The organism is Pseudomonas putida (genome assembly GCF_028682395.1).
GTDB lineage: Bacteria > Pseudomonadota > Gammaproteobacteria > Pseudomonadales > Pseudomonadaceae > Aquipseudomonas > Aquipseudomonas putida_AB.
This window is the reverse complement of record NZ_JANHLC010000001.1, coordinates 627,215-647,317: the sequence shown is the minus strand read 5'-3', so window position 1 is coordinate 647,317 and position 20,103 is coordinate 627,215. Positions and strand designations below refer to the sequence as shown.

Here is a 20,103-nt window from a genome sequence, read left to right as displayed (position 1 = left end):
GGGCCTCCGGAAAAAACGCATGGCCGCTCGAACCGTGAAGGCGTTCGAGGCCGCTGCGACGCAGCCTAGACTCAGACCCGGAACTGATCCATCAATTGCATTTGCTGGGTGGCCAGCGCATTCAACTGGCTGCTGATCTGCGCCGACTCGCTGGCCTGTTCGGTCAGCGTTTCGGTGACGCTGCGGATCGCCGAGACATTGCGGTTGACCTCTTCGGCCACCGCGCTCTGTTGTTCGGCGGCACTGGCGATCTGCAGGTTCATGTCGCTGATCACCGTGACCGCATCGCTGATTTTGCTCAGGGCCTCCACGGCATGGTGGATCTGCCCGGCATTGTTCTGCGCCTGCTGCTGGCTGATGTGCATGGTGGCCACGACATCGCGGGTGCCGGTTTGCAGGCGCTCGATCACCAGGCGAATTTCCTCCACCGAGTCCTGGGTGCGTCGGGCCAGGTTGCGCACTTCATCGGCGACCACCGCAAAGCCACGCCCGCTTTCACCGGCGCGCGCTGCTTCAATCGCCGCGTTGAGCGCCAGCAGGTTGGTCTGTTCGGCAATGCTGCGGATCACTTCGAGCACCGAACCGATCTGTTCGCTGTTGACGGCCAGGGCCTCGACTTCGACCACCGCCTGGCTGACGGCCCCGGACAACTGCTGGATATCGTGGGTGCTGCGTTCGATGATCGCCATTCCTTCGCGGGCCGACTGATCGGCCCCCTTGGCGGCGTTGGCCGCATTGGCCGCGCTATTGGCGACATCGTGGGCTGTGGCGCTCATTTCGTTGGACGCAGTGGCGACCTGGTCGATTTCACGGAACTGGGTCTGCATGCCCTCGCTCGTCTGGCGCGCGATGGCCGAGGACTGGTCGGCGGTGTTACGCGCGTCGCTGATGCTGTGTTTGATCTGTGCGATGGTGGGTTGCAGCTTGTCGAGGAAACGGTTGAACCAACCGACCAGTTCACCTAGCTCATCCTTGCGCTGATAATCCAGGCGTTGGGTCAGGTCGCCGTCGCCGCTGGCGATGGCCTTGAGCATCTGCGCCACCCGATTGAGCGGGCGGGTCACGCCGGACGCGGTCAGCCAGATCAGCAACAGGCCGGCCAGGCCGGCGACTATCGCCACCAGCAGGGTGGTCAGGGTGCCACGCGACTGGGCTTCATCGAGCAGTGTCTGCAGCTTGGCCGCGTCGGCGAGCAGAACGTCCCGCGGCAGGTCGATGACCACGGCCCAGGGCTTGGCATCGGCGATTGGCGCGACCGGGTAGATGGCGCGGATCACCTCACCTTGTTCGATAATCGTCGGCTTGCCGCCCAGGCGTTGCAAGACGTCCTTGCCCACGCTGCTGCCCAGCGCGGTATCGATGCTTTTGCCGACTTTGCCAGCGTCTTCGCTATAAGCGGCGAGGGCGCCGCTGGTGGACACGATCAGCAGGTGACCGGCACCGCCGAATAGGTTGCGCTGGGCCTCTACGGCCGCCGCTTGCAGGACGTCGAGGGCGATATCCACGCCGACCACGCCGAGCACCTTGCCGTCGACGATCAGCGGCATGGAAATGCTGGTCATCAGCAAGACTTTTTCGCCAACGGTGTCCGCATAGGGTTCCAGCAGGCAAGTATGGCGAGTGTCACGCGGGCAGGTGTACCAACTGTTATAGGGGATGCCGGTGAGGTTGAGGTCAGTCTTGGTCAGGTCTTGCTCGACCATCACGCTGTTCTCTTCCTGGCCCTCGGCGCGGCTCCAGTAACTGGCGAAGCGCCCGGCTTCGTTGGCACTGCGCTGTGGATCGTTGATGAATTCCCGGTCCTTGCCGTCCAGCCCGTCGGGCTCGAAGGCCAGCCAGACGCCGAGCAGTTGGGCGTTGCGCCTGAAGGTGGTCTTCAGGCTCTGGTTGAGGTCTTCGCGCAGCGCGCCGGCCGGCAGTTCGTGCCGGGCCGCCTGGACGCGCATGTCGAGGATCTGGTCGGTCAGGGCGGTAATGATCCGATGAGTCTCGCCAAAGGTCTTTTGCACCCTGGCGGCTTGTTCCGCAGCCTGGGCCTGGAGCAGGCTTTCGACGTTGGTGGTGAGCATCTGCGTGCTTGAAGCGCTGACCAGCGCGTTGTTCTCCCGAGTCTGGTAGAGATTCAGGCCGACGATCAGGACGACCACCGCCAGTAGGCACAAACCGGACAACAGGACGATTTTCAGGCGGATGGATAGGCTGTTCAGCATGGGGCGCACTCGCGAAGGGAACGATGGGCAGCAATCTGGGCCGGAATCGGCTGGGGCGCCTGAACGCTGGGGCGCTGTGCTAGAAACATCGGCTTACACTGAGGGAGCATAAGGTAAAGCCGACGAACGGTCATCGGCTTGGCGCTGCGGGTTTTTGTCGCGCGGATTCAGGAGGGTTGGAGCACGCGCTCCGGACGGGACCAGATCCACAGGTTGCCCAGGCTCATACCGGCAATGGCCAGGTAGATCGGCCAGCCGTGGTCGAGCAGGGTCAGCATCAGGCCGGCGCAGAACAGCATGCTGATCGTGGCGCTGACCTTGGCGCGGCGGGCAATGATCCGGCCATTGCGCCAGTTGTTCAGGATGGGCCCGAACAGGCGGTGGTTTTCCAGCCAGGCACTCAGGCGTGGCGAGCTCTTGGTCGCGGCCCAGGCGGCCAGCAGGATGAATTCGGTGGTCGGCAGGCCGGGCACGACGATGGCGACAAGACCAATGCCCAGGCTGACGTAGGCCAGCAGTCCGAACAGGACACGGGCGATTTTCGAGCGGGATGGGAGAGGTTCGGTCATGGCCTGGAGTATGTGAGATGAATGCCGACCGCGCGAGGCGGTCGGACAGTTTCGGGCAGGTTGGGTCAGACTCAGGCCGGTTGGGCGGCTTCGGCACGCTGGCCGACGGTGCGCAGCAGCACTTCGAGGCGAGCGAAGGCATCTCGCGAGGCCTGGTCGACTTCGGCTTCTTCCTGGGCGCTCATCGGCAAGCCGTCGAAGATGACGTTGAAGGCTTTCCAGCCGCGTGCGCGACCGCCTTCAGGCTCGGCAAGGTGGCGGGCACCGTGGGTTTCGCTCAGGCCCAGGGCCAGAGCCTGTTTGAGCAGAATGGCGGCGCCGAGTTTCGAGCCTTCGGAAACCCGGACCCAGGCGATCGCTTGCGCACGGGTAGGGTTTTGCACGGCGCCGGGCACCGGTTCCGGCCGGGCGACGCCCAGGTCGGCCAGGTCCTGTTCGGCGGCCTTGACGCGGCAGCGCTCGGGCAGATCGGGGAACAGGGCCAGCAGTTCCGGGTCGCGGTAGAACGCCTGGATTTCCGACTGGAACAGGTACTGCATCTGGGCAAAACGCAGGAAGCCCGGCAGGGTATCGGTCGGCGCCCACTGGCCGACGGTGTCTTCCAGGCTCTTGTGCAGGTCATGAGTCAGTTCGCGAACCCGTTGGGAGCGCGGGATCTGGGTGGTTTCTGGCTGGGCAACGGGAGCGTTCATAAGAGTTTTTCCTGGTGACAACGAAATGTTCAAAAGGGAATGAGTATTAACAAGACGAACTAGAAGACGCGGCACAGTAAAAAATCCTCAGTGAACGGCTGAAAAAACCGTTCACCGAGGACCACGGGTCAGATATCCCAGATCAGGTTGATGGAGAAATTGCGGCCCGGCTGGGTCAGGCGATCCAGATTGGCCGGTGCGGTCTGTCCGGCTTCGCCGACGCTGTCGTAGCCGCGTACGTCATCCCAGTTCCAGTATTTCTTGTCGGTCAGGTTGTAGAGGCCGGCATTCACAGTCAGGTCGTCGGTGACCTTGTAGAAGCCGCTCAGGTCGAGGATGCCGAAGCCCGGCGTGCGGAACTGGCTGCTGCTGGTCATGCCGTCAGGGGCCTTGAACTGCGTATCGTCGACCCGATCCTTGCGTTTGGTCAGGGTCCAGCTCAGCAGCGCGCCGTAGTTGTCCTGATCGTAACCAAGGCCAAAGACGCCTTTGAGTGGGTTGACGCTGTTGAGCGGTTGGCCGGTGTCGTCGTTGCGCCCGCGGGCATAGGCGATCTGGCCCAGGCTGTAGAGACCCTGAGGAGCTCCGTAGGCGTCGAGGTTCAGGCGCCCCTTGAGCTCGATACCCTTGATGGTGGCGTGGCCAATGTTGTTGGCCTGGAAGTCGAGGCTTTTCGCGCCGGGTTTGAGGCCATCTTCGTTGATGAAGTCGCGGTACTTGTTATAGAACACGGCGACGTCGAAGGAGCCGCTGTCGAAGTTGCCGCGCAGGCCCGTCTCGTAGCTCTTGCTGGTTTCCGGCTTGAGATCGGGGTTGGGTTCGATCACATAGCCCTGGCTGATGTTTTCGAAACGCCCGAAGAGTGCCTTGGCCGAAGGCGTACGGAAGCCCTCGGAGTACTGGCCGTAGGCGGTGTACTGTTCGTTGAAGGCATAGGTCAGGCCAAACTTGGGCGAAACGCGGTGCCAGGTTTTGTCCGGGCTGTTGGTATCGAACGGGACGCCTGGGTTGGTCTGCTTGAGGCTGTTGAGGAAGGCTTCGGTCATACGCGGCTTGAGCTCTATGTAGTCATAGCGCAGGCCAGGCATGAAGGTCCACTGGTTCCAGCTGATCTGATCCTGGGCGAACAGGCTGTAGCTGTTGATGGTCGGGTCGGGGAAGTCGCTGGACTTGGCCAGCGAGTCCGCAGCGATCGGGCTGGGTGCGCCAATGGCCAGGCAGCCGGCGCCTACGGCCAGGCAGGTGCCGGTCCCGATCCGCGACCCAGTGACCTTCTGTTGCTTGAGCGTGGTGCCGTAGGTCAGTTGATGCTCGGTCTCGCCGAGGGCGAAGGCCTTGTCCAGTTGGGCATCGAAGACCCATTGCTTTTCCTGGTACAGGGTGTCGCGGGTACGCAACACACGGCGCCCGTTCTGGAAGATTTCCTGGGTGCTCTGGTCGGTCTTGGCGGTCTGGTAGTTCAGGCTCCACTTCAGGTTGTCGGCCAGCAGGCGGTCGATGGCAAAGCGGTTTTCCAGGCCGAAGCGCTCGCGGGTGATGGTGTCGTTCCCGGCCCGCGCCTTATACCAGTTGAACGGTTGGCCATTGAGGAACATGCCGCCAATCACGCTTTTCTGATTGGTGTCGCGGTCATCCTTGTACTTTTCATAGGTCAGGCCCAGGCGGGCATTCTCGGCGTAGTCCCAGCCCAGTTTCGCCAGCACGTTGGTGGTGCGGATATCTTCCGGGTTGGCGGCAGTGCGCTCCAGGCCGATGCCATTGTTTGTGCCATAGGACTCGGTTTCATGGCCGTTACGCTGGCTCAGGTGCAGCATGGCGTCGAAGTCGTCCAGGCGTCCGGCGAGGGTGCCGGAGGTCAGCCAGCTTTCGTCGGCCGAGCTGTAGCCGGTCTTGAGACGGGCACCGACATCCCGGCCGGGCTTGATGATGTCGCTGGCGTCGAGGGTGTAGTAGCTGACGGCGCCGCCGATGGCACTGCTGCCGTACAGGACCGACGCCGGGCCGCGCAAGATTTCCACGCGCTTGACGATCTCCGGATCGACATAGTTGCGGTGGGTATTGGCGAAGGGGCCGTAGAAATAGTTGTCCGGTACTTCAACGCCGTCGACCTGGGTCAGGATGCGGTCGCCGTCGATGCCACGGATGTTGTAGCCGGTAATCCCCGAACGCTGGCCGGCGCCACCCACCGAGACGCCGGGCTCGTAGCGCACCAGGTCCTTGATGGTATTGACGTTCTGGCGGTCGAGTTCTTCACGGGTGTGCACGCTGACGGTGTTGGGAACCTGGGAGATATCCTGCTCCAGGCGAGTGGCGCTGATGGTCACCTGTTGCAGGTTCAGGGTGCCGCTGGTGCCGCCGCGTTTTTCCAGCACAATCGAGTTGCCGCTCAGCTTGCGGTAGCCCAGGTTGGTCCCGGCCAGCAGTCGCTCCAGTGCTTTCTCTGGTGGGAGCGAGCCCTGCACGCCTGGCGAGGAAATGCCTTCAGCCAGTTCGGCGGGCAAGCCGACCTGCCAGCCGGTGACGGTGGTGAAGGCATTGAGCGCCGACACCAGGGGTTGCTGGCCGATAGTGAAGTGGTAGTCGCCCATCTTGTGGGTCGGCTGCGCGTTGGCGCTGGCAGCCAGTACCGGCATGGTCGGGACAGCGCCGAGCAGAATGGCCGCGGTCAGCAGGGACAGGGTAGGGCGGGACTTGGCGGTGAAGCGAGTGGACATCGAGAGCGCTCCCAGGAGTACGAATTCTTATCGTTGCGAAACTGACTAAAAATGCGAATCAGTTGCATTGGCTAAGACTAGACGTACCGCCCTGGGCAATCGCGTAAAAATAGTTTCGATTAGTTGAGAATCACCAGGGCCGGGTACTCCATGACCTTGGCCGAAGTGATCTGCGCCAGTGCGCGTACCACGTCCAGCGGTTGGTCGAGGCGGTAGTTGCCGGTGACGGCGATATCGCCCAGGTGCCGGTTGGTGTTGACGATCCAGCCCGGGTAGTAGCGCCGCAGTTCATCGAGCACCTGGCTCATCGGGCAGTTTTCAAAGACCAGGCGTCCCTGGACCCAGGCCAGGTCCTTCAGGGGGTCGAGTTTTTCCGGCCGGGCGAAGCCGTTCGGGCCGATGCGTACGCTGTCGCCGGCGGACAGGCGCAGGCGGACATCGTTGTCCCGCGCCCGCAGGTCGACGTCGCCACGCTGGACTCTGACCAGGGTCTCGCCGTCCAGGTAACGCACGGCGAACGCGGTGTCACGCACGCTGGCGCGCAGGAGCCCCGCTTCGATCTCCAGGTTGGGGCCGCGACTGGCCGGTACTTCGAAAAACGCTTCGCCCTGATAGAGGCGAGCGACCTTGTGGGTGTCGCTGATCTGGCTGGAGAACGCCGAGTTGGTGTTGAGCAGCACCCGGGAGCCGTCCTCCAGCTGCAGGCGCTGGCGCTCGCCGACCACGGTCATGTGGTCGGCCTGCAGCCGTACCGGCAGGTTGCTGAAGCTGCCCAGGCCCAGCAGCAGTACCGCCGCGGTGGCCAGGGGTTTCCAGTGCGGGCGCAGGCGTTGCAGCAGGCCGCGTGCCGGCGGTGGCGCTTGCAGGGCCTGGGCGGCGGCCTGCACCGGGGCACCGTTCCACAGGGCTTCGGCCCGGGCAAAGGCCTGGGCGTGAGCCGGGTCGGCCGCAAGCCAGGCGGCAAACGCATGGCGTTGCTCCGGGCTTGGGCTGTCCAGGACGATAAGCCAGTCCAGGGCCTGGTCCATGGCGCTGTTTTGCAGCGCCTCATGGGCGTGTTGTTCGGGGTCCATCACGGTGATTCCTCGGCAGCCTGGGTCTGCGCTGCTCGCGTTTGCGAAGATACGCTGAAAGAGTGGTGAGCCCGTTCAGGGAGTCGAAGCTTAAGGGCGATCGAGACGATCGGCCACCCCGATACAGATCGCCATGATCAATTTCAGCTCCTTTTGCACGGTACTCAGGGACACCGCAAGCTGTTCGGCAATTTCCTGGTAGCTGCAACCGTGCAGGCGGCTAAGGATAAAGATCTGCTGCTGGCGTGCGCTTAACTGGCCGAGGCTGCTGCTCAGGTGCTCAAGCAGTTGGCTGGCATGGATGGCCTCTTCGGGCGTACCGAGCGGGGCGGCGATATTGTGCAGCAGGGCTTCGGGTACATCTTCGAGCAGAGTACGGGCCTGGACCCGGCGCGCGCGCAGGTGATCAAGCGCCAGGTTGCGGGCGGTCTGGAAGACAAAAGGTTCGAGATGATCGATGGGGCGGTCGCGCAGGGCCCGGGTGACGCGCAGGTAGGTTTCCTGCAGCAGGTCTTCGGCGGTGCTGGGGTTATTGACCATGCGTTGCAGCGTGCGCAGTAGGGTCACGCGCTGGGCGAGAAAGACATGGTCGAACTGTGACTGACTCACGAAGGCATCCGGACAGCGATAAACGAATGATAATGCTTATCATCTGCTCTGTTGGTCAAGTGCTATCGACATGGAAGTAAAAAAGGGACTCATCGAAGATGAATCCCTTTTTGTCGGCCGCTTTGGAAGGCGCCGGGTGTTACAGCAGTGTGCAGTCTTTGGACATTGGGGTTTTGGCGATATCGCCTTTGCCTACGCAGATCAGTGTGACTTTGGCGCCTTTCTTGACAGTGGCCAGCTGTGCACTGGCGTTTTTGTCAAAGGCGAATTGCGGTTCCATAAACTGGTTTACGCCACCGCGCAGGGTCAGGTAGGGCTCGCCCATGAAGTTGGTGTTGATATCGGTCACGGTGCCGGTGACCTTGAACTTCTTGCCTTTGAACTGCTGGTCGGCGGCAATGGTGTTCTCGTTGTAGGCCTTGGCAATGTCAGCAGCAGTGATGACTGGCATGGCCGCAGCTTCCTGCTGTACTTGGGCTTGTTGTTGTGCAGCCTGTTGAGCATTTTTTTGCTCGCGTGCAGCGGCAGCGGCCGCTTTTTCTTCCGGCGATGTCAGTGCATCGGCAATGAGACCAATCACGATCAGGCCGCCGATGATGATCGCGACCCACTTCAACAATTTCTTCACACCTTTACTCCCTACCGGTCGATGAGTTCCTTGATAGCTGGCAGCCATAGGCCGCAGCCGCAGGGATTCTCGCGAATCGTCCGGAGTGAAGCAAGGCAAAGTGCTACTAGTTAGTGTCATGCAGAGGGAGAAAGGTTTCAGCGTCGCCCCAGCAGATAAGCCTGATAATCCGGAACCCGATAATCGTGCGTCTGCGCCATCAATGGGCTGCTGAGCAGGTAGTCGGCGCTGGATTCATTGCACGCTACCGGTATGTTCCACACCGCTGCAACGCGTAGCAGGGCCTTGATATCCGGGTCGTGAGGTTGGGGTTCGAACGGGTCCCAGAAAAATACAAGCATATCGATGGTCTGCTCGGCGATGCGTGCACCGAGCTGTTGGTCGCCGCCCAGCGGGCCACTGATCATGCTTTCTACCGGTACCGCCAGGCGTCGTTCCAGCAGCAGCCCGGTAGTGCCGGTGGCCAGCAGATGGTGCTGGGCCAGCCGGTCTTTCTGGCGTTCGGCCCAGTCGAGCAGAAATGCTTTGCAGTGGTCATGGGCCACTAGGGCGATGCGCTTGCGTGCCGGGAGAGTGGCCTGGGTAAAGCTGATTCCGATCACGCTCAAGCGCTCCGCAACGGGCATGGGTTATTGGGCATTGCACAGCGCCAGGCAGTTATCCAGCATGCGGTTGGAGAAGCCCCATTCATTGTCGTACCAGGCCAGGACCTTGAGCAGCTTGCCGCTGGACTTGGTGTGGTTGGCATCGAAGATCGACGACAGTGGGTTGTGGTTGAAGTCGCTGGAGACCAGCGGCAGGCTGTTGTAGCCCAGTACCCTGGAGCCCTGGCTCGCCGCTTTGAACAGCGCGTTGACCGCTTCGGCGCTGGCTTCGCGCTTGAGGTGTACGGTCAGGTCAACCAGCGATACGTTGATCACCGGCACGCGCACGGCCATGCCGGTCAGCTTGCCTGCCAGTTCCGGTAGCACCAGGCCGACGGCTTCGGCTGCGCCGGTCTTGCTCGGGATCATATTCTGGGTCGCGGAGCGGGCGCGGTAGGGGTCGCTGTGGTAAACGTCGGTCAGGTTCTGGTCATTGGTGTAGGCGTGGATGGTGGTCATCAGGCCGCTTTCGATGCCCAACTCGCGGTGCAGCACCTGGGCGACCGGTGCCAGGCAGTTGGTGGTGCACGAAGCGCTGGAAATAATGTGATGGTTTTGACGCAGGATCTCGTGGTTGACCCCGTAGACGATGGTCGCGTCGGCGCCCTTGGCCGGGGCCGAAATAATCACTTTGCGGGCGCCGGCGCTCAGGTGGGCGGCGGCCTTGGCGCGATCGGTGAATAGGCCGGTGCATTCGAAGACCACGTCGATGCTTTCGGCCGCCCAGGGCAGGTCGGCAGGGTTGCGAATGGCACTGACCGCGATGCGGTCGCCGTTGACGGTCAGGCTTTCCTCATCGTGTTCGACGCTGGCCTCGAAAGGGCCGTGGACGGTGTCGTACTTGAGCAGATGGGCATTGATGGCACTGTCGCCGAGGTCATTGATGGCGACGATCTGCAGGTCCTGGCGGTAACCTTGGGTATAGAGTGCGCGTAGGACGTTGCGTCCGATGCGGCCAAATCCGTTGATTGCGATTCGTAAAGTCATAAGTGAAAACGCCGTCGTGGTTTTGTTGTTGGAATTACAAGATTATTCCCGTTGAAATAGAAAACAAGCCTTTTTAATGGCAATATTTTGTCTTATCTACTACGAGCGACCTGGATCAACAGCTCGAAGCGTTCAAGAGAAGTTGTGATCCGGCCCCCGTGCAAGCGTAACCTTGCCCGGGGGCGAGACCGTCCTGGTTAGCATAGACAATCAGGTCGCCTTACCCGTTAGCCTGGAGTTCGACACATGCATCCCCGTGTTCTTGAGGTCACTGAGCGGCTTATTGCCCGCAGCCGCGCTACGCGTGAGTCCTATCTGGCGCTGATCCGCGGCGCGGCCAGCGACGGGCCGGTGCGCGGCAAGCTGCAGTGCGCCAACTTCGCCCATGCCGTGGCCGGCTGCGGCACTGCGGACAAGCAGAGCCTGCGGATGATGAATGCCGCCAACGTGGCGATTGTTTCGTCATATAACGACATGCTCTCGGCGCATCAGCCCTACGAGCATTACCCGGACCAGATCAAGCAGGCCTTGCGTGAGATCGGCTCGGTCGGCCAATTCGCCGGCGGGGTGCCGGCCATGTGCGATGGCGTGACCCAGGGTGAGCCGGGTATGGAGCTGGGGCTGGCGAGCCGTGAGGTGATCGCCCTGTCCACGGCGGTGGCCCTGTCCCACAACATGTTCGATGCTGCGCTGTTGCTGGGGATTTGCGACAAGATCGTGCCCGGCCTGTTGATGGGGGCGCTGCGCTTTGGCCATCTGCCGACCCTGTTCGTGCCGGGCGGGCCCATGCCTTCGGGGATTTCCAACAAGGAAAAGGCCGACGTCCGTCAGCGCTATGCCGAAGGCAAGGCCAGCCGCGAGGAGCTGCTGGAGTCGGAGATGAAGTCCTACCACAGCCCTGGCACCTGCACCTTCTATGGCACGGCCAATACCAACCAACTGCTGATGGAAGTGATGGGCCTGCATTTGCCCGGCGCGTCCTTCGTCAATCCGAATACGCCTCTGCGCGATGCGCTGACCCGCGAGGCGGCGCAACAGGTCACGCGCCTGACCGCCCAGAGTGGCCAGTTCATGCCTTTGGGCGAGATCGTCGATGAGCGCTCGCTGGTCAACTCCATCGTCGCGCTGCATGCCACGGGCGGGTCGACCAACCACACCCTGCATATGCCGGCCATCGCCCAGGCCGCGGGCATTCAACTGACCTGGCAGGACATGGCCGACCTGTCTGAAGTGGTGCCGACCCTGTGCCACGTCTATCCAAACGGCAAGGCCGATATCAACCATTTCCAGGCCGCGGGAGGGATGTCCTTCCTGATTCGCGAGTTGCTGGAAGCCGGGCTGCTTCACGAGAACGTCAACACCGTGGCGGGTTTCGGCTTGAGCCGCTATACCCACGAACCGTTCCTGGTCGATGGCGAGCTGGTCTGGCGCGATGGCCCGATCGAAAGCCTCGACGAGAGCATCCTGCGGCCGGTGGCCCGGGCCTTCTCGCCTGAAGGCGGCTTGCGCGTGATGGAGGGCAACCTGGGGCGCGGGGTGATGAAAGTCTCGGCTGTGGCCCGCGAACATCAGATCGTCGAAGCGCCGGCCATGGTCTTCGAGGACCAGCAGGACCTGGCTGATGCCTTCAAGGCTGGCCTGCTGGAAAAGGATTTTGTCGCCGTGATGCGCTTCCAGGGGCCGCGCTCCAATGGCATGCCCGAGTTGCACAAGATGACGCCGTTTCTGGGCGTGTTGCAGGACCGTGGTTTCAAGGTCGCCCTGGTGACCGATGGGCGCATGTCCGGCGCCTCGGGGAAAATCCCGGCGGCAATCCATGTCAGTCCTGAAGCCCACGTCGGTGGGCCCTTGGCGCGGGTGCGCGAGGGTGATCTGCTTCGTGTCGACGGGGTCAAGGGCACCTTGCAGATGCTGGGCGATGCCGCCGAGTTTGCGGCGCGTGAGCCGGCCGTGGGGCAACTGAGCAATGCCGTGGGCTGTGGTCGCGAGTTGTTCGGTTTCATGCGCATGGCCCTAAGCTCCGCCGAGCAGGGCGCCAGCGCCTTTACCGCGACCCTGGAAACGCTCAAGTGAAACGCGCCCTGGTTGGCGATATCGGTGGCACCAATGCCCGCTTTGCCTTGTGGCAGGACAACGGCCTGCAAGCGGTGCGGGTATTGGCTACGGCGGATTACCCAACACCGCAGGCGGCGGTTGGCGCCTACCTCGCGCAGTTGGGGCTGACATCTGCCGAGATCGGTGAGGTCTGCCTGGCGGTGGCTGGGCCGGTGGAGGGTGAGGTTTTTCGTTTTACCAACAATCAATGGCAGTTAAGTCGCCAGGCGTTTTGCCAGGCCCTGCAGATTGACGGGTTGCTGCTGATCAACGATTTTTCGGCGATGGCGCTGGGCATGACGCGCCTGGCCCCCGAGGACTGCCTGACGGTCTGCCCCGGCACCCGGCAACCCTTGCGCCCGGCCGTGGTGATCGGCCCTGGCACCGGGTTGGGGGTCGGTACCCTGCTGGATCTGGGGGGCGGGCGATGGGGCGCCGTACCGGGCGAGGGCGGGCATGTCGACCTGCCGTTGGGCAATGCGCGCGAGGCTCGGCTCTGGCGGCATATCCAGATCGACGTCGGCCATGTCAGTGCCGAAACCGTTTTGAGCGGCGGCGGCTTGCTGCGCTTGTATCGGGCGATCTGCGTCGAAGACCAGCAGGTCCCCGACCTGGCGACGCCCGAGGCGATTACGGCCGCGGCCCTGGTAGGCGATCCGATGGCGGAGCAGGTGCTGGAGCAGTTCTGCTGCTGGTTGGGGCGGGTCGCGGGCAACAACGTGTTGACCCTGGGCGCGCGCGGCGGGGTGTACATCGTCGGCGGGATCGTGCCGCGCTTCGCCGATTTCCTGCTCAAGAGCGGCTTTGCCCGCAGCTTTGCCGATAAGGGCTGTATGAGCACTTACTTCAACGCGATCCCTGTCTGGTTGGTGACGGCGCCGTATCCGGGTCTGGTCGGCGCAGGCGTGGCCTTGCAGCAGGCCGGACGTATCGCCTAGTTGAACTCGTCGCCGACCGGGTAGCGGCTGGCATTGAGGCTTTCCTTGATCTTGCGCAGGTGCGGCTGGAAGTCCACGCCGCGGCGCAGGGTCATACCGGTGGCCAGGACATCGAGGACGGTCAACTGGATGATCCGCGATGTCATCGGCATGTAGATATCGGTGTCTTCGGGCAGCGGGATATTCAGGCTCAGGGTGCTGGCCTTGGCCAATGGCGAGTCGGCGGCGGTCAGGCCCAGCACCGAGGCGCCGTTGGCCCGGGCGATACGTGCCACTTCCACCAGTTCGCGGGTGCGCCCGGTGTAGGAAATGATCACAAACAGCTCGCCGGTATGGGCCACCGAGGCGATCATTCGCTGCATCAGCACATCGGCATGGGCGGTCACGGCCAGGTTGAAGCGAAAGAACTTGTGTTGTGCATCCAATGCCACCGGGGCCGAGGCGCCGAGGCCGAAGAAATGGATCTGGCGGGCCTGGATCAGCAGATCGACGGCGCGGCTGATCAGATTCGGGTCCAGCGCCTGGCAGGCGCTGTCCAGGGAGGCGATGGCGCTGCCGAAAATCTTCTGCGTATAGGCCTCGGGATTGTCGTCGGCTTCTACCGCGCGGCTGACATAGGCCGCGCCGCTGGCCAGGCTCTGGGCCAGTTGCAGCTTGAGTTCCGGGTAGCCACTGACGCCGAACGAGCGGCAGAAACGGTTGACCGTCGGCTCGCTGACCGAGGCGGCCTGGGCGAGGGCGGCGATGCTGAAGCGGGTGGCCTGCTGTGGGTTGAGCAGGATGACTTCGGCCACTTTACGCTCGGCCTTGTTCAGGTCTTCGAGGCGGTTCTGGATCTGTTCCAGGAGATTGCGCACGCGGTCCATTCTGGTATTCCTTAGGTCGGCCAGGCGAAGCAGCACGCGGGGCGCCGGCACTTGGCGGTGGCCTATCGTACTGATGGTGTTTGTCGTCGACTACCGGGATTATAGTTTTCGAAATAATGTTGTGGTTATTACTACATTCGTCCTTGAGTCATGCCTTGAAAAAAGGTATTTCTAGTTTAACTTGATAAAAGAACCAACATCATGCCTTCGATTACGGTTGAACCTTGCACCTTCGCCTTGTTTGGCGCCCTGGGCGACCTGGCATTGCGCAAGTTGTTTCCGGCCCTGTACCAGCTCGATGGCGCCGGCCTGTTGCACGCCGACACCCGGGTCCTGGCATTGGCTCGCGAGGCTGGCGATTCGGGGACGCACCTGGCCTATATCGAAAAGGAATTGCGGGCCTTTGTCGGCGAGCAGGGTATCGACGAAGCGGTGCTCGCGCGCTTTCTGAGCCGCCTTACGTACCTGCATGTGGATTTTCTCAAGGTCGAGGACTACCGCGTGCTGGCCGAGCATGTCAGTCGCAGCCAGCGCCTGATCGCCTATTTTGCGACGCCGGCTTCGGTCTACGGGGCGATCTGCGAGCACCTTTGCGCGGTCGAACTGATCGAGCACACCCGCGTGGTGCTGGAGAAGCCCATCGGCTCGGACCTCGATTCGTCACGCAAGGTCAATGACGCCGTGGCGCGTTTCTTCCCGGAAAACCGTATTTATCGCATCGACCACTACCTGGGCAAGGAGACGGTGCAGAACCTCATTGCCCTGCGCTTTGCCAACAGCCTGTTCGAAACCCAGTGGAACCAGAACACCATCTCCCATGTGGAAATCACCGTGGCGGAGAAGGTCGGTATCGAAGGCCGCTGGGGCTATTTCGACAAGGCCGGGCAACTGCGCGACATGATCCAGAACCACCTGTTGCAGCTGCTTTGCCTGATCGCCATGGACCCGCCGGCGGACCTCTCGGCCGACAGTATTCGTGACGAGAAGGTCAAGGTGCTCAAGGCCCTGGCCCCCATCACCGCCGAGGGCCTGAGTACCCAGGTGGTTCGGGGCCAGTACATTGCCGGGCACAGTGAGGGCCAGTCGGTGCCCGGTTACCTGGAGGAAGAAAACTCCAATACCCAGAGCGATACCGAGACCTTTGTGGCCCTGCGGGCCGATATTCGCAACTGGCGTTGGGCCGGGGTGCCGTTCTATCTGCGCACCGGCAAGCGCATGCCGCAGAAACTCTCGCAGATCGTTATCCACTTCAAAGAGCCCTCGCACTACATCTTCGCCCCGGAGCAGCGCCTGCAGATCAGCAACAAGCTGATCATCCGCCTGCAACCCGACGAGGGTATTTCCCTGCGTGTGATGACCAAGGAGCAGGGCCTGGACAAGGGCATGCAACTGCGCAGCGGTCCGCTACAACTGAATTTTTCCGACACCTACTGCAGTGAGCGCATTCCTGATGCCTACGAGCGGTTGTTGCTGGAAGTGATGCGTGGCAACCAGAACCTGTTTGTGCGCAAGGATGAAATCGAAGCCGCGTGGAAGTGGTGCGACCAGTTGATTGCCGGTTGGAAGAAGTCCGGCGAAGCGCCCAAGCCCTATGCGGCTGGGTCCTGGGGCCCCATGAGTTCCATTGCACTGATTACGCGAGACGGGAGGTCGTGGTATGGCGATATCTGATGTGAAATTGCCCGAGGGCGTTCACGCCTTGGCATTCGATAACCCGATCCGCCTGGCCGAGGCCCAGGCGCTGGCCGTGGCCGAGCGTTTGCGTGCGGCTATCGAGCAACGGGGCGTCGCGGTCCTGGTGGTGTCCGGTGGCCGCAGCCCGGTGGCGTTCTTCCAGCAACTGGGCAAACAGGCGCTGGACTGGTCGCGCGTGGTCATCAGCCTGGCCGACGAGCGCTGGGTTCCGGTCGAACACGCCGACAGCAATGCTGGCCTGCTGCATCGCCATCTGCTCCAGGGACCGGTGGCCAAGGCCCGCTTTATCGGGCTCTACAGCCCGGCGGCCAATATCGAGGAAGCCGCGCGCCTGGCCGACACGGCCCTGGCCGAGCTGCCGCCGATCGATGTGCTGGTCCTGGGGATGGGGGATGACGGGCATACCGCCTCGTTGTTTCCGCACAGCCCGCATCTGGCCGACGCCTTGCAGGTGGATGGCCGTCGCCGGGTCTGGCCCATGCTGGCACCGACCGTGCCCCATCAGCGCCTGAGCATGAGCCGGGCCTTGTTGGCCTCGGCCCGCAGTTGGCTGCTGGCGATTGCCGGTCCGGAGAAACTGAACACGCTGAACAGCGCATTGGCGGGTGACGATGTCGCTGCTTTGCCCATCAGAGCCTTTCTGCAACCTCCACTCGAGATTTACTGGTGCCCATGAGCCAAGGATCAGCCGCTATGACCAACCTCGCCTCGAGCGTCTCCATGGCGCAAAAAAATGCGCAGATCGAAGCCCTGTGCATCCGCGCGCGGATCCTGCCGGTGATCACCATCGCCCGCGAACAGGACATCCTGCCGCTGGCCGATGCCCTGGCGGCTGGTGGTCTGACGACCCTGGAAGTGACGTTGCGTTCGGAGCACGGCCTCAAGGCCATTGAGCGGTTGCGTGAGCAACGCCCGGAGTTGGTGACCGGCGCCGGTACCGTACTCGACCCGCAGATGCTCGCCGCGGCCGAGGCGGCCGGTGCGCAATTTATCGTGACCCCCGGGGTGACCCGCGAACTGCTGCAGGCCAGCGTGCCCAGTGCCATACCGCTGTTGCCGGGGATCAGTAATGCTTCCGGGATCATGGAAGGCTACGCCCTGGGTTATCGCCGTTTCAAATTGTTCCCGGCAGAAGTCAGTGGAGGCGTCGCCGCCATCAAGGCCCTGGGCGGTCCTTTTGCCGAAGTACGCTTTTGCCCTACCGGCGGAGTCACGCCGGCCAATCTCAAAAGCTACATGGCGTTGAAGAATGTGATGTGCGTCGGCGGTAGCTGGATGCTCGACAGTGAGTGGATCCGCAACGGTGACTGGGCGCGTATCCAGGAATGCACCGCCGAGGCGCTGGCCTTGCTGGACTGACCAGGTGCAATGATTCGTTGTGTTGTTCTACGGTTTTACGGTGCGCTTGGTCGGCGCACCGTTTTTTTTGCCTGGTTTTTAGCGTTCAGGCGGCCTTGTCTTCGCGTCCGCGCAGCAGGCGGTTGGGCATCGCCAATGCGGCGGCCAGCCCCAGCAGAGCAATGGCGGCACTGATCAGCAGCAAGTGGCGAAAGGTGCCAAACAGCTCGGCGCGCAAGGCGTTCTGCGCTGCTCCCTGCGTGGAATTCAAGGCATCGAGCAGCACATTGCCCGAGTGCCCTTCACCCAGATGGACCGAGCCGGCCAGATGGCTGAAGGCCGAGTCCTGCAGCAGGGCCAGGAGCAACGCCGACATCAGAGCCACGCCGACGGCACCGCCCAGGGCGCGAAACAGGTTGGTGGTACTGGTCGCGACGCCGATATCGTGCTGCTGGACCGCGTTCTGCGTGCCCACCAACGAAGTCGGAAACTGCATCCCCGAGGCGATCCCGGCCAGCAACATACACAGGCTGCTGAGGAGCAGTGCCTGGGGCGGGCTGTAGGCCATGCCGACAATGGCCAGGGGCATCAGCACGGCGCCCGCGAGGATCAAGGGCTGATAGCGTCCGGTCACGGACGTCATGCGCCCGGCGAAGTACGCCCCCAACGGCATGCCCATGGCCAGCGGCAACAGATGCAGCGCCGCGCTGTCTGCACCATGGCCGGTCACGCTTTGAAAGCGCAGTGGCATCAGCACCACCAGGGAGATGGCTTGGAAGCTGGTGAAGAATATCGTGCACCAGCACAGCAGCGCGTCGCGGTTGGCGAACAGGTGCATGGGCAGGAGTGGCTCGCGGGTCCGATGTTCGTGCCAGATAAACACCAGCAGGGTCAGCAAGGCCGCGCCCAGCAGGCTAAGTACCGAGGGATCATGCCAGGCAAGGCCCTGGCCGATTTGCGTGATGCTGAGCAGCAGGGCGCTCAGCCCGATGATCAGCAGGACCGTGCCCAGGTAGTCGATGATCGGCTTGCCCTGGGGCGTTGGCAGGCCAACCAGGCTGCGCCGGGCAATCCACCAGGAGATCAGGCCCAGGGGCAGGTTGATCAAAAACACCCAGCGCCAGGACAGGTATTCGGTCATCAACCCGCCAAGTACCGGCCCGGCGACGCTTGCCAGGGCGTACATCCCGCTGAAATAGCCCTGGTAGCGGCCACGTTCGCGCGGCGGCACCACATCGCCAATGATCGCCTGGCTGACCGAAATCATGCCGCCGGCACCGATGCCCTGGATGATCCGTGCCAGTACCAGTTGTTCCATGCTCTGGGCCAGGCCGCAGAACAGCGAGGCCAGGGTAAACAGCCCCATGCCGAACAGCATCAGCGGGCGCCGACCGTAGAGGTCGCCCAGCTTGCCGTAGATCGGTACGGCTACGGTCATGGCCACCATGTAGCCGGAGATCACCCACGCTAGCAGGCTGACATCCTTGAACTGGGCGGAAATCGCCGGCATGGACACGGCAACGATGGTCTGGTCCAGGGCACCGAGGAAGATCGCCAGCATCAGGGCGATCAGGATGGTGCGGATGGCGGGCGTTGTCTGGCTGAGCGGTTCGGAGCGGGACACGGAAGAAAACCTACAGGCAGTGGCGGGAACGCCGCCGCTCCAGGAATGCCAGCGCCTGGCTTCCCTGGAGGGGAGGCGTAGGCACCTGGAGAGCGGGGTGAATGCCTGTCAGTGTACTGGATAGGTGCCTATTCGATAGCTTCGTAAGGAAGTCCGACGTAGTTTTCCGCAATCGTTTTTCGCCCGGCTTCGGAATCGACGAAATACTCCAGCTCGCTGTGGCTGATCCGCTGGCTGAAACCGTCGCTGTCGGGGAACTGGTGCAGCAGCGAAGTCAGCCACCAGGAGAACCGCTCGGCTTTCCAGACCCGTCGCAGGCAGATCGCCGAGTACTTTTGGAGCAAGTCGGTGCGCCCCTCGCGATAGACCTTGAGCAGGATATTGAACAGTGTGCTGACGTCGCTGGCCGCCAGGTTCAGGCCCTTGGCGCCGGTTGGCGGGACAATATGGGCGGCATCGCCGACCAGGAACATCCGGCCATATTGCATGGGTTCGACCACAAAACTGCGCAGCGGCGCGATGCTTTTCTCGATGGACGGGCCGGTGACCAAGCGTTCGGCCAGTTCGGCGGGCAAGCGGTTTTTCAGTTCGTTCCAGAAGCGCTCGTCGGACCAGTCCTCGACCTTTTCCCCGGCGGCCACTTGCACGTAGTAACGGGTGCGGGTCGGCGAGCGCATGCTGCACAGGGCGAAGCCGTCGGGGTGGCGGGCATAGACCAGCTCTTCGTTGACCGGTGGCGTATCGGCCAGCACGCCGAGCCAGCCAAAGGGATAAACCCGTTCGAAGGTCTTCAGCGAATCTTCGGGAATCGACTGGCGCGCGACGCCATGGAAACCGTCGCAGCCGGCGATGTAGTCGCAGTCCAGGCGGTGGGTCTGGCCGTCTTTCTCGTAGGTCAGGTAGGGCGAATCGGTTTTCATGTCATGGGGCTGGACATTGTTCGCCCCGTAGATGATTGGCGCGCCGGCCTCGGTTCGGGCCTGCATCAGGTCACGGGTGACCTCGGTCTGGCCGTAGATCATGACGCTTTTGCCATCGGTCAGTTGCTGGAGGTCGATCTTGACCTGGCGACCGTCGAAGGCCAGTTCGAAGCCGTGGTGTACCAGGCCCTCGGCATCCATGCGCGCGCCGACGCCGGCCTGGCGCATCAGGTCGACCATGCCTTGTTCGAGTACGCCGGCGCGGATGCGGCCGAGGATATAGTCCGGGGTCTGGCGCTCGATGATGACGTTGTCGATGCCGGCCTTGTGCAGCAATTGACCGAGCAGCAGGCCGGATGGGCCGGCCCCGATAATGGCGATCTGGGTTTTCATTATTATGGTCTCTGCAGGCTTCAGTGCTGATGGGGTACTGAGCGGGTTTGTCGTTGTGCCTGCATTTTTCGCTTGTACGATGGCTATTTGAAGGTGATAAAGGCGGCTT

General features: G+C 62.5%; 17 protein-coding genes. 5 read left to right on the top strand and 12 right to left on the bottom strand.

Features of this window, described 5'->3' with window-relative positions:
- Window positions 1–71 precede the first annotated feature (71 nt).
- The 9 genes from NPS46_RS03075 to gap all read right to left on the bottom strand — a co-directional run bounded on the left by NPS46_RS03075 (window position 72) and on the right by gap (window position 10,126).
- Window positions 72–2,210, bottom strand: coding sequence for a methyl-accepting chemotaxis protein (locus NPS46_RS03075; protein WP_274104915.1), 2,139 nt, complete (start codon window positions 2,208–2,210; stop codon window positions 72–74).
- Window positions 2,211–2,377: 167 nt separating this feature from the next.
- On the bottom strand, window positions 2,378–2,779 hold the full coding sequence (locus NPS46_RS03070; RefSeq protein WP_274104914.1) for a YbaN family protein: 402 nt from the start codon (window positions 2,777–2,779) through the stop codon (window positions 2,378–2,380).
- A gap of 71 nt (window positions 2,780–2,850) precedes the next feature.
- Window positions 2,851–3,471, bottom strand: coding sequence for a biliverdin-producing heme oxygenase (locus tag NPS46_RS03065; protein ID WP_274104913.1), 621 nt, complete (start codon window positions 3,469–3,471; stop codon window positions 2,851–2,853).
- A gap of 128 nt (window positions 3,472–3,599) precedes the next feature.
- Window positions 3,600–6,185 carry a TonB-dependent receptor gene (locus tag NPS46_RS03060; RefSeq protein ID WP_274104912.1) on the bottom strand — a complete coding sequence of 862 codons (2,586 nt, stop codon included), beginning with the start codon at window positions 6,183–6,185 and terminating at the stop codon, window positions 3,600–3,602.
- 119 nt (window positions 6,186–6,304) lie between these two features.
- Entirely contained in the window at window positions 6,305–7,258 is a 954-nt protein-coding gene (locus NPS46_RS03055; RefSeq protein WP_274104911.1) for a FecR family protein, read from the bottom strand.
- Window positions 7,259–7,348: 90 nt separating this feature from the next.
- The gene (locus tag NPS46_RS03050) at window positions 7,349–7,867 is read right to left on the bottom strand and encodes an RNA polymerase sigma factor (RefSeq protein ID WP_274104910.1); all 519 of its coding nucleotides are present in this window, start codon (window positions 7,865–7,867) and stop codon (window positions 7,349–7,351) included.
- Between the two features lie 139 nt (window positions 7,868–8,006).
- A complete protein-coding gene (locus NPS46_RS03045) occupies window positions 8,007–8,543 on the bottom strand; it encodes an OB-fold protein (protein WP_274104909.1) in 537 nt (178 codons plus the stop codon).
- Window positions 8,544–8,632: 89 nt separating this feature from the next.
- The gene (locus NPS46_RS03040) at window positions 8,633–9,097 is read right to left on the bottom strand and encodes a methylglyoxal synthase (protein ID WP_274104908.1); all 465 of its coding nucleotides are present in this window, start codon (window positions 9,095–9,097) and stop codon (window positions 8,633–8,635) included.
- Between the two features lie 27 nt (window positions 9,098–9,124).
- Window positions 9,125–10,126 carry a type I glyceraldehyde-3-phosphate dehydrogenase gene (gap, locus tag NPS46_RS03035; RefSeq protein ID WP_274104907.1) on the bottom strand — a complete coding sequence of 334 codons (1,002 nt, stop codon included), beginning with the start codon at window positions 10,124–10,126 and terminating at the stop codon, window positions 9,125–9,127.
- Window positions 10,127–10,372: 246 nt separating this feature from the next.
- On the opposite strand from gap, the gene edd reads away from it, so the two are divergent.
- Both edd and NPS46_RS03025 read left to right on the top strand, forming a co-directional pair.
- Window positions 10,373–12,199: a phosphogluconate dehydratase gene (edd, locus tag NPS46_RS03030; RefSeq protein WP_274104906.1), complete on the top strand. Its 1,827-nt coding sequence runs from the start codon at window positions 10,373–10,375 to the stop codon at window positions 12,197–12,199.
- Window positions 12,196–13,158 carry a glucokinase gene (locus tag NPS46_RS03025; RefSeq protein ID WP_274104905.1) on the top strand — a complete coding sequence of 321 codons (963 nt, stop codon included), beginning with the start codon at window positions 12,196–12,198 and terminating at the stop codon, window positions 13,156–13,158. The genes edd and NPS46_RS03025 overlap by 4 nt, the downstream gene beginning before the upstream one ends.
- Here NPS46_RS03025 and NPS46_RS03020 read toward each other — a convergent pair.
- A complete protein-coding gene (locus tag NPS46_RS03020; protein WP_274105383.1) occupies window positions 13,155–14,015 on the bottom strand; it encodes a MurR/RpiR family transcriptional regulator in 861 nt (286 codons plus the stop codon). The two genes, NPS46_RS03025 and NPS46_RS03020, sit on opposite strands and share 4 nt — an antisense overlap.
- A 210-nt stretch (window positions 14,016–14,225) precedes the next feature.
- Between NPS46_RS03020 and zwf the strand changes: the two genes are divergently transcribed.
- The 3 genes from zwf to NPS46_RS03005 are packed head-to-tail and all read left to right on the top strand — an operon-like array spanning window position 14,226 to window position 17,078.
- Window positions 14,226–15,695 (top strand): glucose-6-phosphate dehydrogenase, encoded by a 1,470-nt coding sequence (gene zwf / locus NPS46_RS03015; protein WP_274104904.1) that lies wholly within the window; start codon window positions 14,226–14,228, stop codon window positions 15,693–15,695.
- Window positions 15,682–16,395, top strand: a complete 714-nt coding sequence (gene pgl, locus NPS46_RS03010; protein ID WP_274104903.1) for a 6-phosphogluconolactonase — start codon at window positions 15,682–15,684, stop codon at window positions 16,393–16,395. The genes zwf and pgl overlap by 14 nt, the downstream gene beginning before the upstream one ends.
- Before the next feature lie 17 nt (window positions 16,396–16,412).
- A complete protein-coding gene (locus NPS46_RS03005; protein WP_274104902.1) occupies window positions 16,413–17,078 on the top strand; it encodes a bifunctional 4-hydroxy-2-oxoglutarate aldolase/2-dehydro-3-deoxy-phosphogluconate aldolase in 666 nt (221 codons plus the stop codon).
- Between the two features lie 85 nt (window positions 17,079–17,163).
- On the opposite strand, the gene NPS46_RS03000 is transcribed toward NPS46_RS03005, so the two are convergent.
- Window positions 17,164–18,618 carry an MDR family MFS transporter gene (locus NPS46_RS03000; protein ID WP_425312692.1) on the bottom strand — a complete coding sequence of 485 codons (1,455 nt, stop codon included), beginning with the start codon at window positions 18,616–18,618 and terminating at the stop codon, window positions 17,164–17,166.
- Window positions 18,619–18,809: 191 nt separating this feature from the next.
- On the bottom strand, window positions 18,810–19,994 hold the full coding sequence (pobA, locus tag NPS46_RS02995; RefSeq protein ID WP_274104900.1) for a 4-hydroxybenzoate 3-monooxygenase: 1,185 nt from the start codon (window positions 19,992–19,994) through the stop codon (window positions 18,810–18,812).
- Window positions 19,995–20,103 lie beyond the last annotated feature (109 nt).

Coding starts and splice junctions, on each gene's coding strand:
- zwf (WP_274104904.1), top strand. CDS start 14,226: ATGCCTTCGATTACGGTTGAACCTTGCACCTTCGCCTTGTTTGGCGCC.
- edd (WP_274104906.1), top strand. CDS start 10,373: ATGCATCCCCGTGTTCTTGAGGTCACTGAGCGGCTTATTGCCCGCAGC.
- NPS46_RS03060 (WP_274104912.1), bottom strand. CDS start 6,185: ATGTCCACTCGCTTCACCGCCAAGTCCCGCCCTACCCTGTCCCTGCTG.
- gap (WP_274104907.1), bottom strand. CDS start 10,126: ATGACTTTACGAATCGCAATCAACGGATTTGGCCGCATCGGACGCAAC.
- NPS46_RS03075 (WP_274104915.1), bottom strand. CDS start 2,210: ATGCTGAACAGCCTATCCATCCGCCTGAAAATCGTCCTGTTGTCCGGT.
- pobA (WP_274104900.1), bottom strand. CDS start 19,994: ATGAAAACCCAGATCGCCATTATCGGGGCCGGCCCATCCGGCCTGCTG.
- NPS46_RS03070 (WP_274104914.1), bottom strand. CDS start 2,779: ATGACCGAACCTCTCCCATCCCGCTCGAAAATCGCCCGTGTCCTGTTC.
- NPS46_RS03045 (WP_274104909.1), bottom strand. CDS start 8,543: ATGGCTGCCAGCTATCAAGGAACTCATCGACCGGTAGGGAGTAAAGGT.
- NPS46_RS03055 (WP_274104911.1), bottom strand. CDS start 7,258: ATGGACCCCGAACAACACGCCCATGAGGCGCTGCAAAACAGCGCCATG.
- pgl (WP_274104903.1), top strand. CDS start 15,682: ATGGCGATATCTGATGTGAAATTGCCCGAGGGCGTTCACGCCTTGGCA.
- NPS46_RS03065 (WP_274104913.1), bottom strand. CDS start 3,471: ATGAACGCTCCCGTTGCCCAGCCAGAAACCACCCAGATCCCGCGCTCC.
- NPS46_RS03005 (WP_274104902.1), top strand. CDS start 16,413: ATGACCAACCTCGCCTCGAGCGTCTCCATGGCGCAAAAAAATGCGCAG.
- NPS46_RS03000 (WP_425312692.1), bottom strand. CDS start 18,618: ATGCTGGCGATCTTCCTCGGTGCCCTGGACCAGACCATCGTTGCCGTG.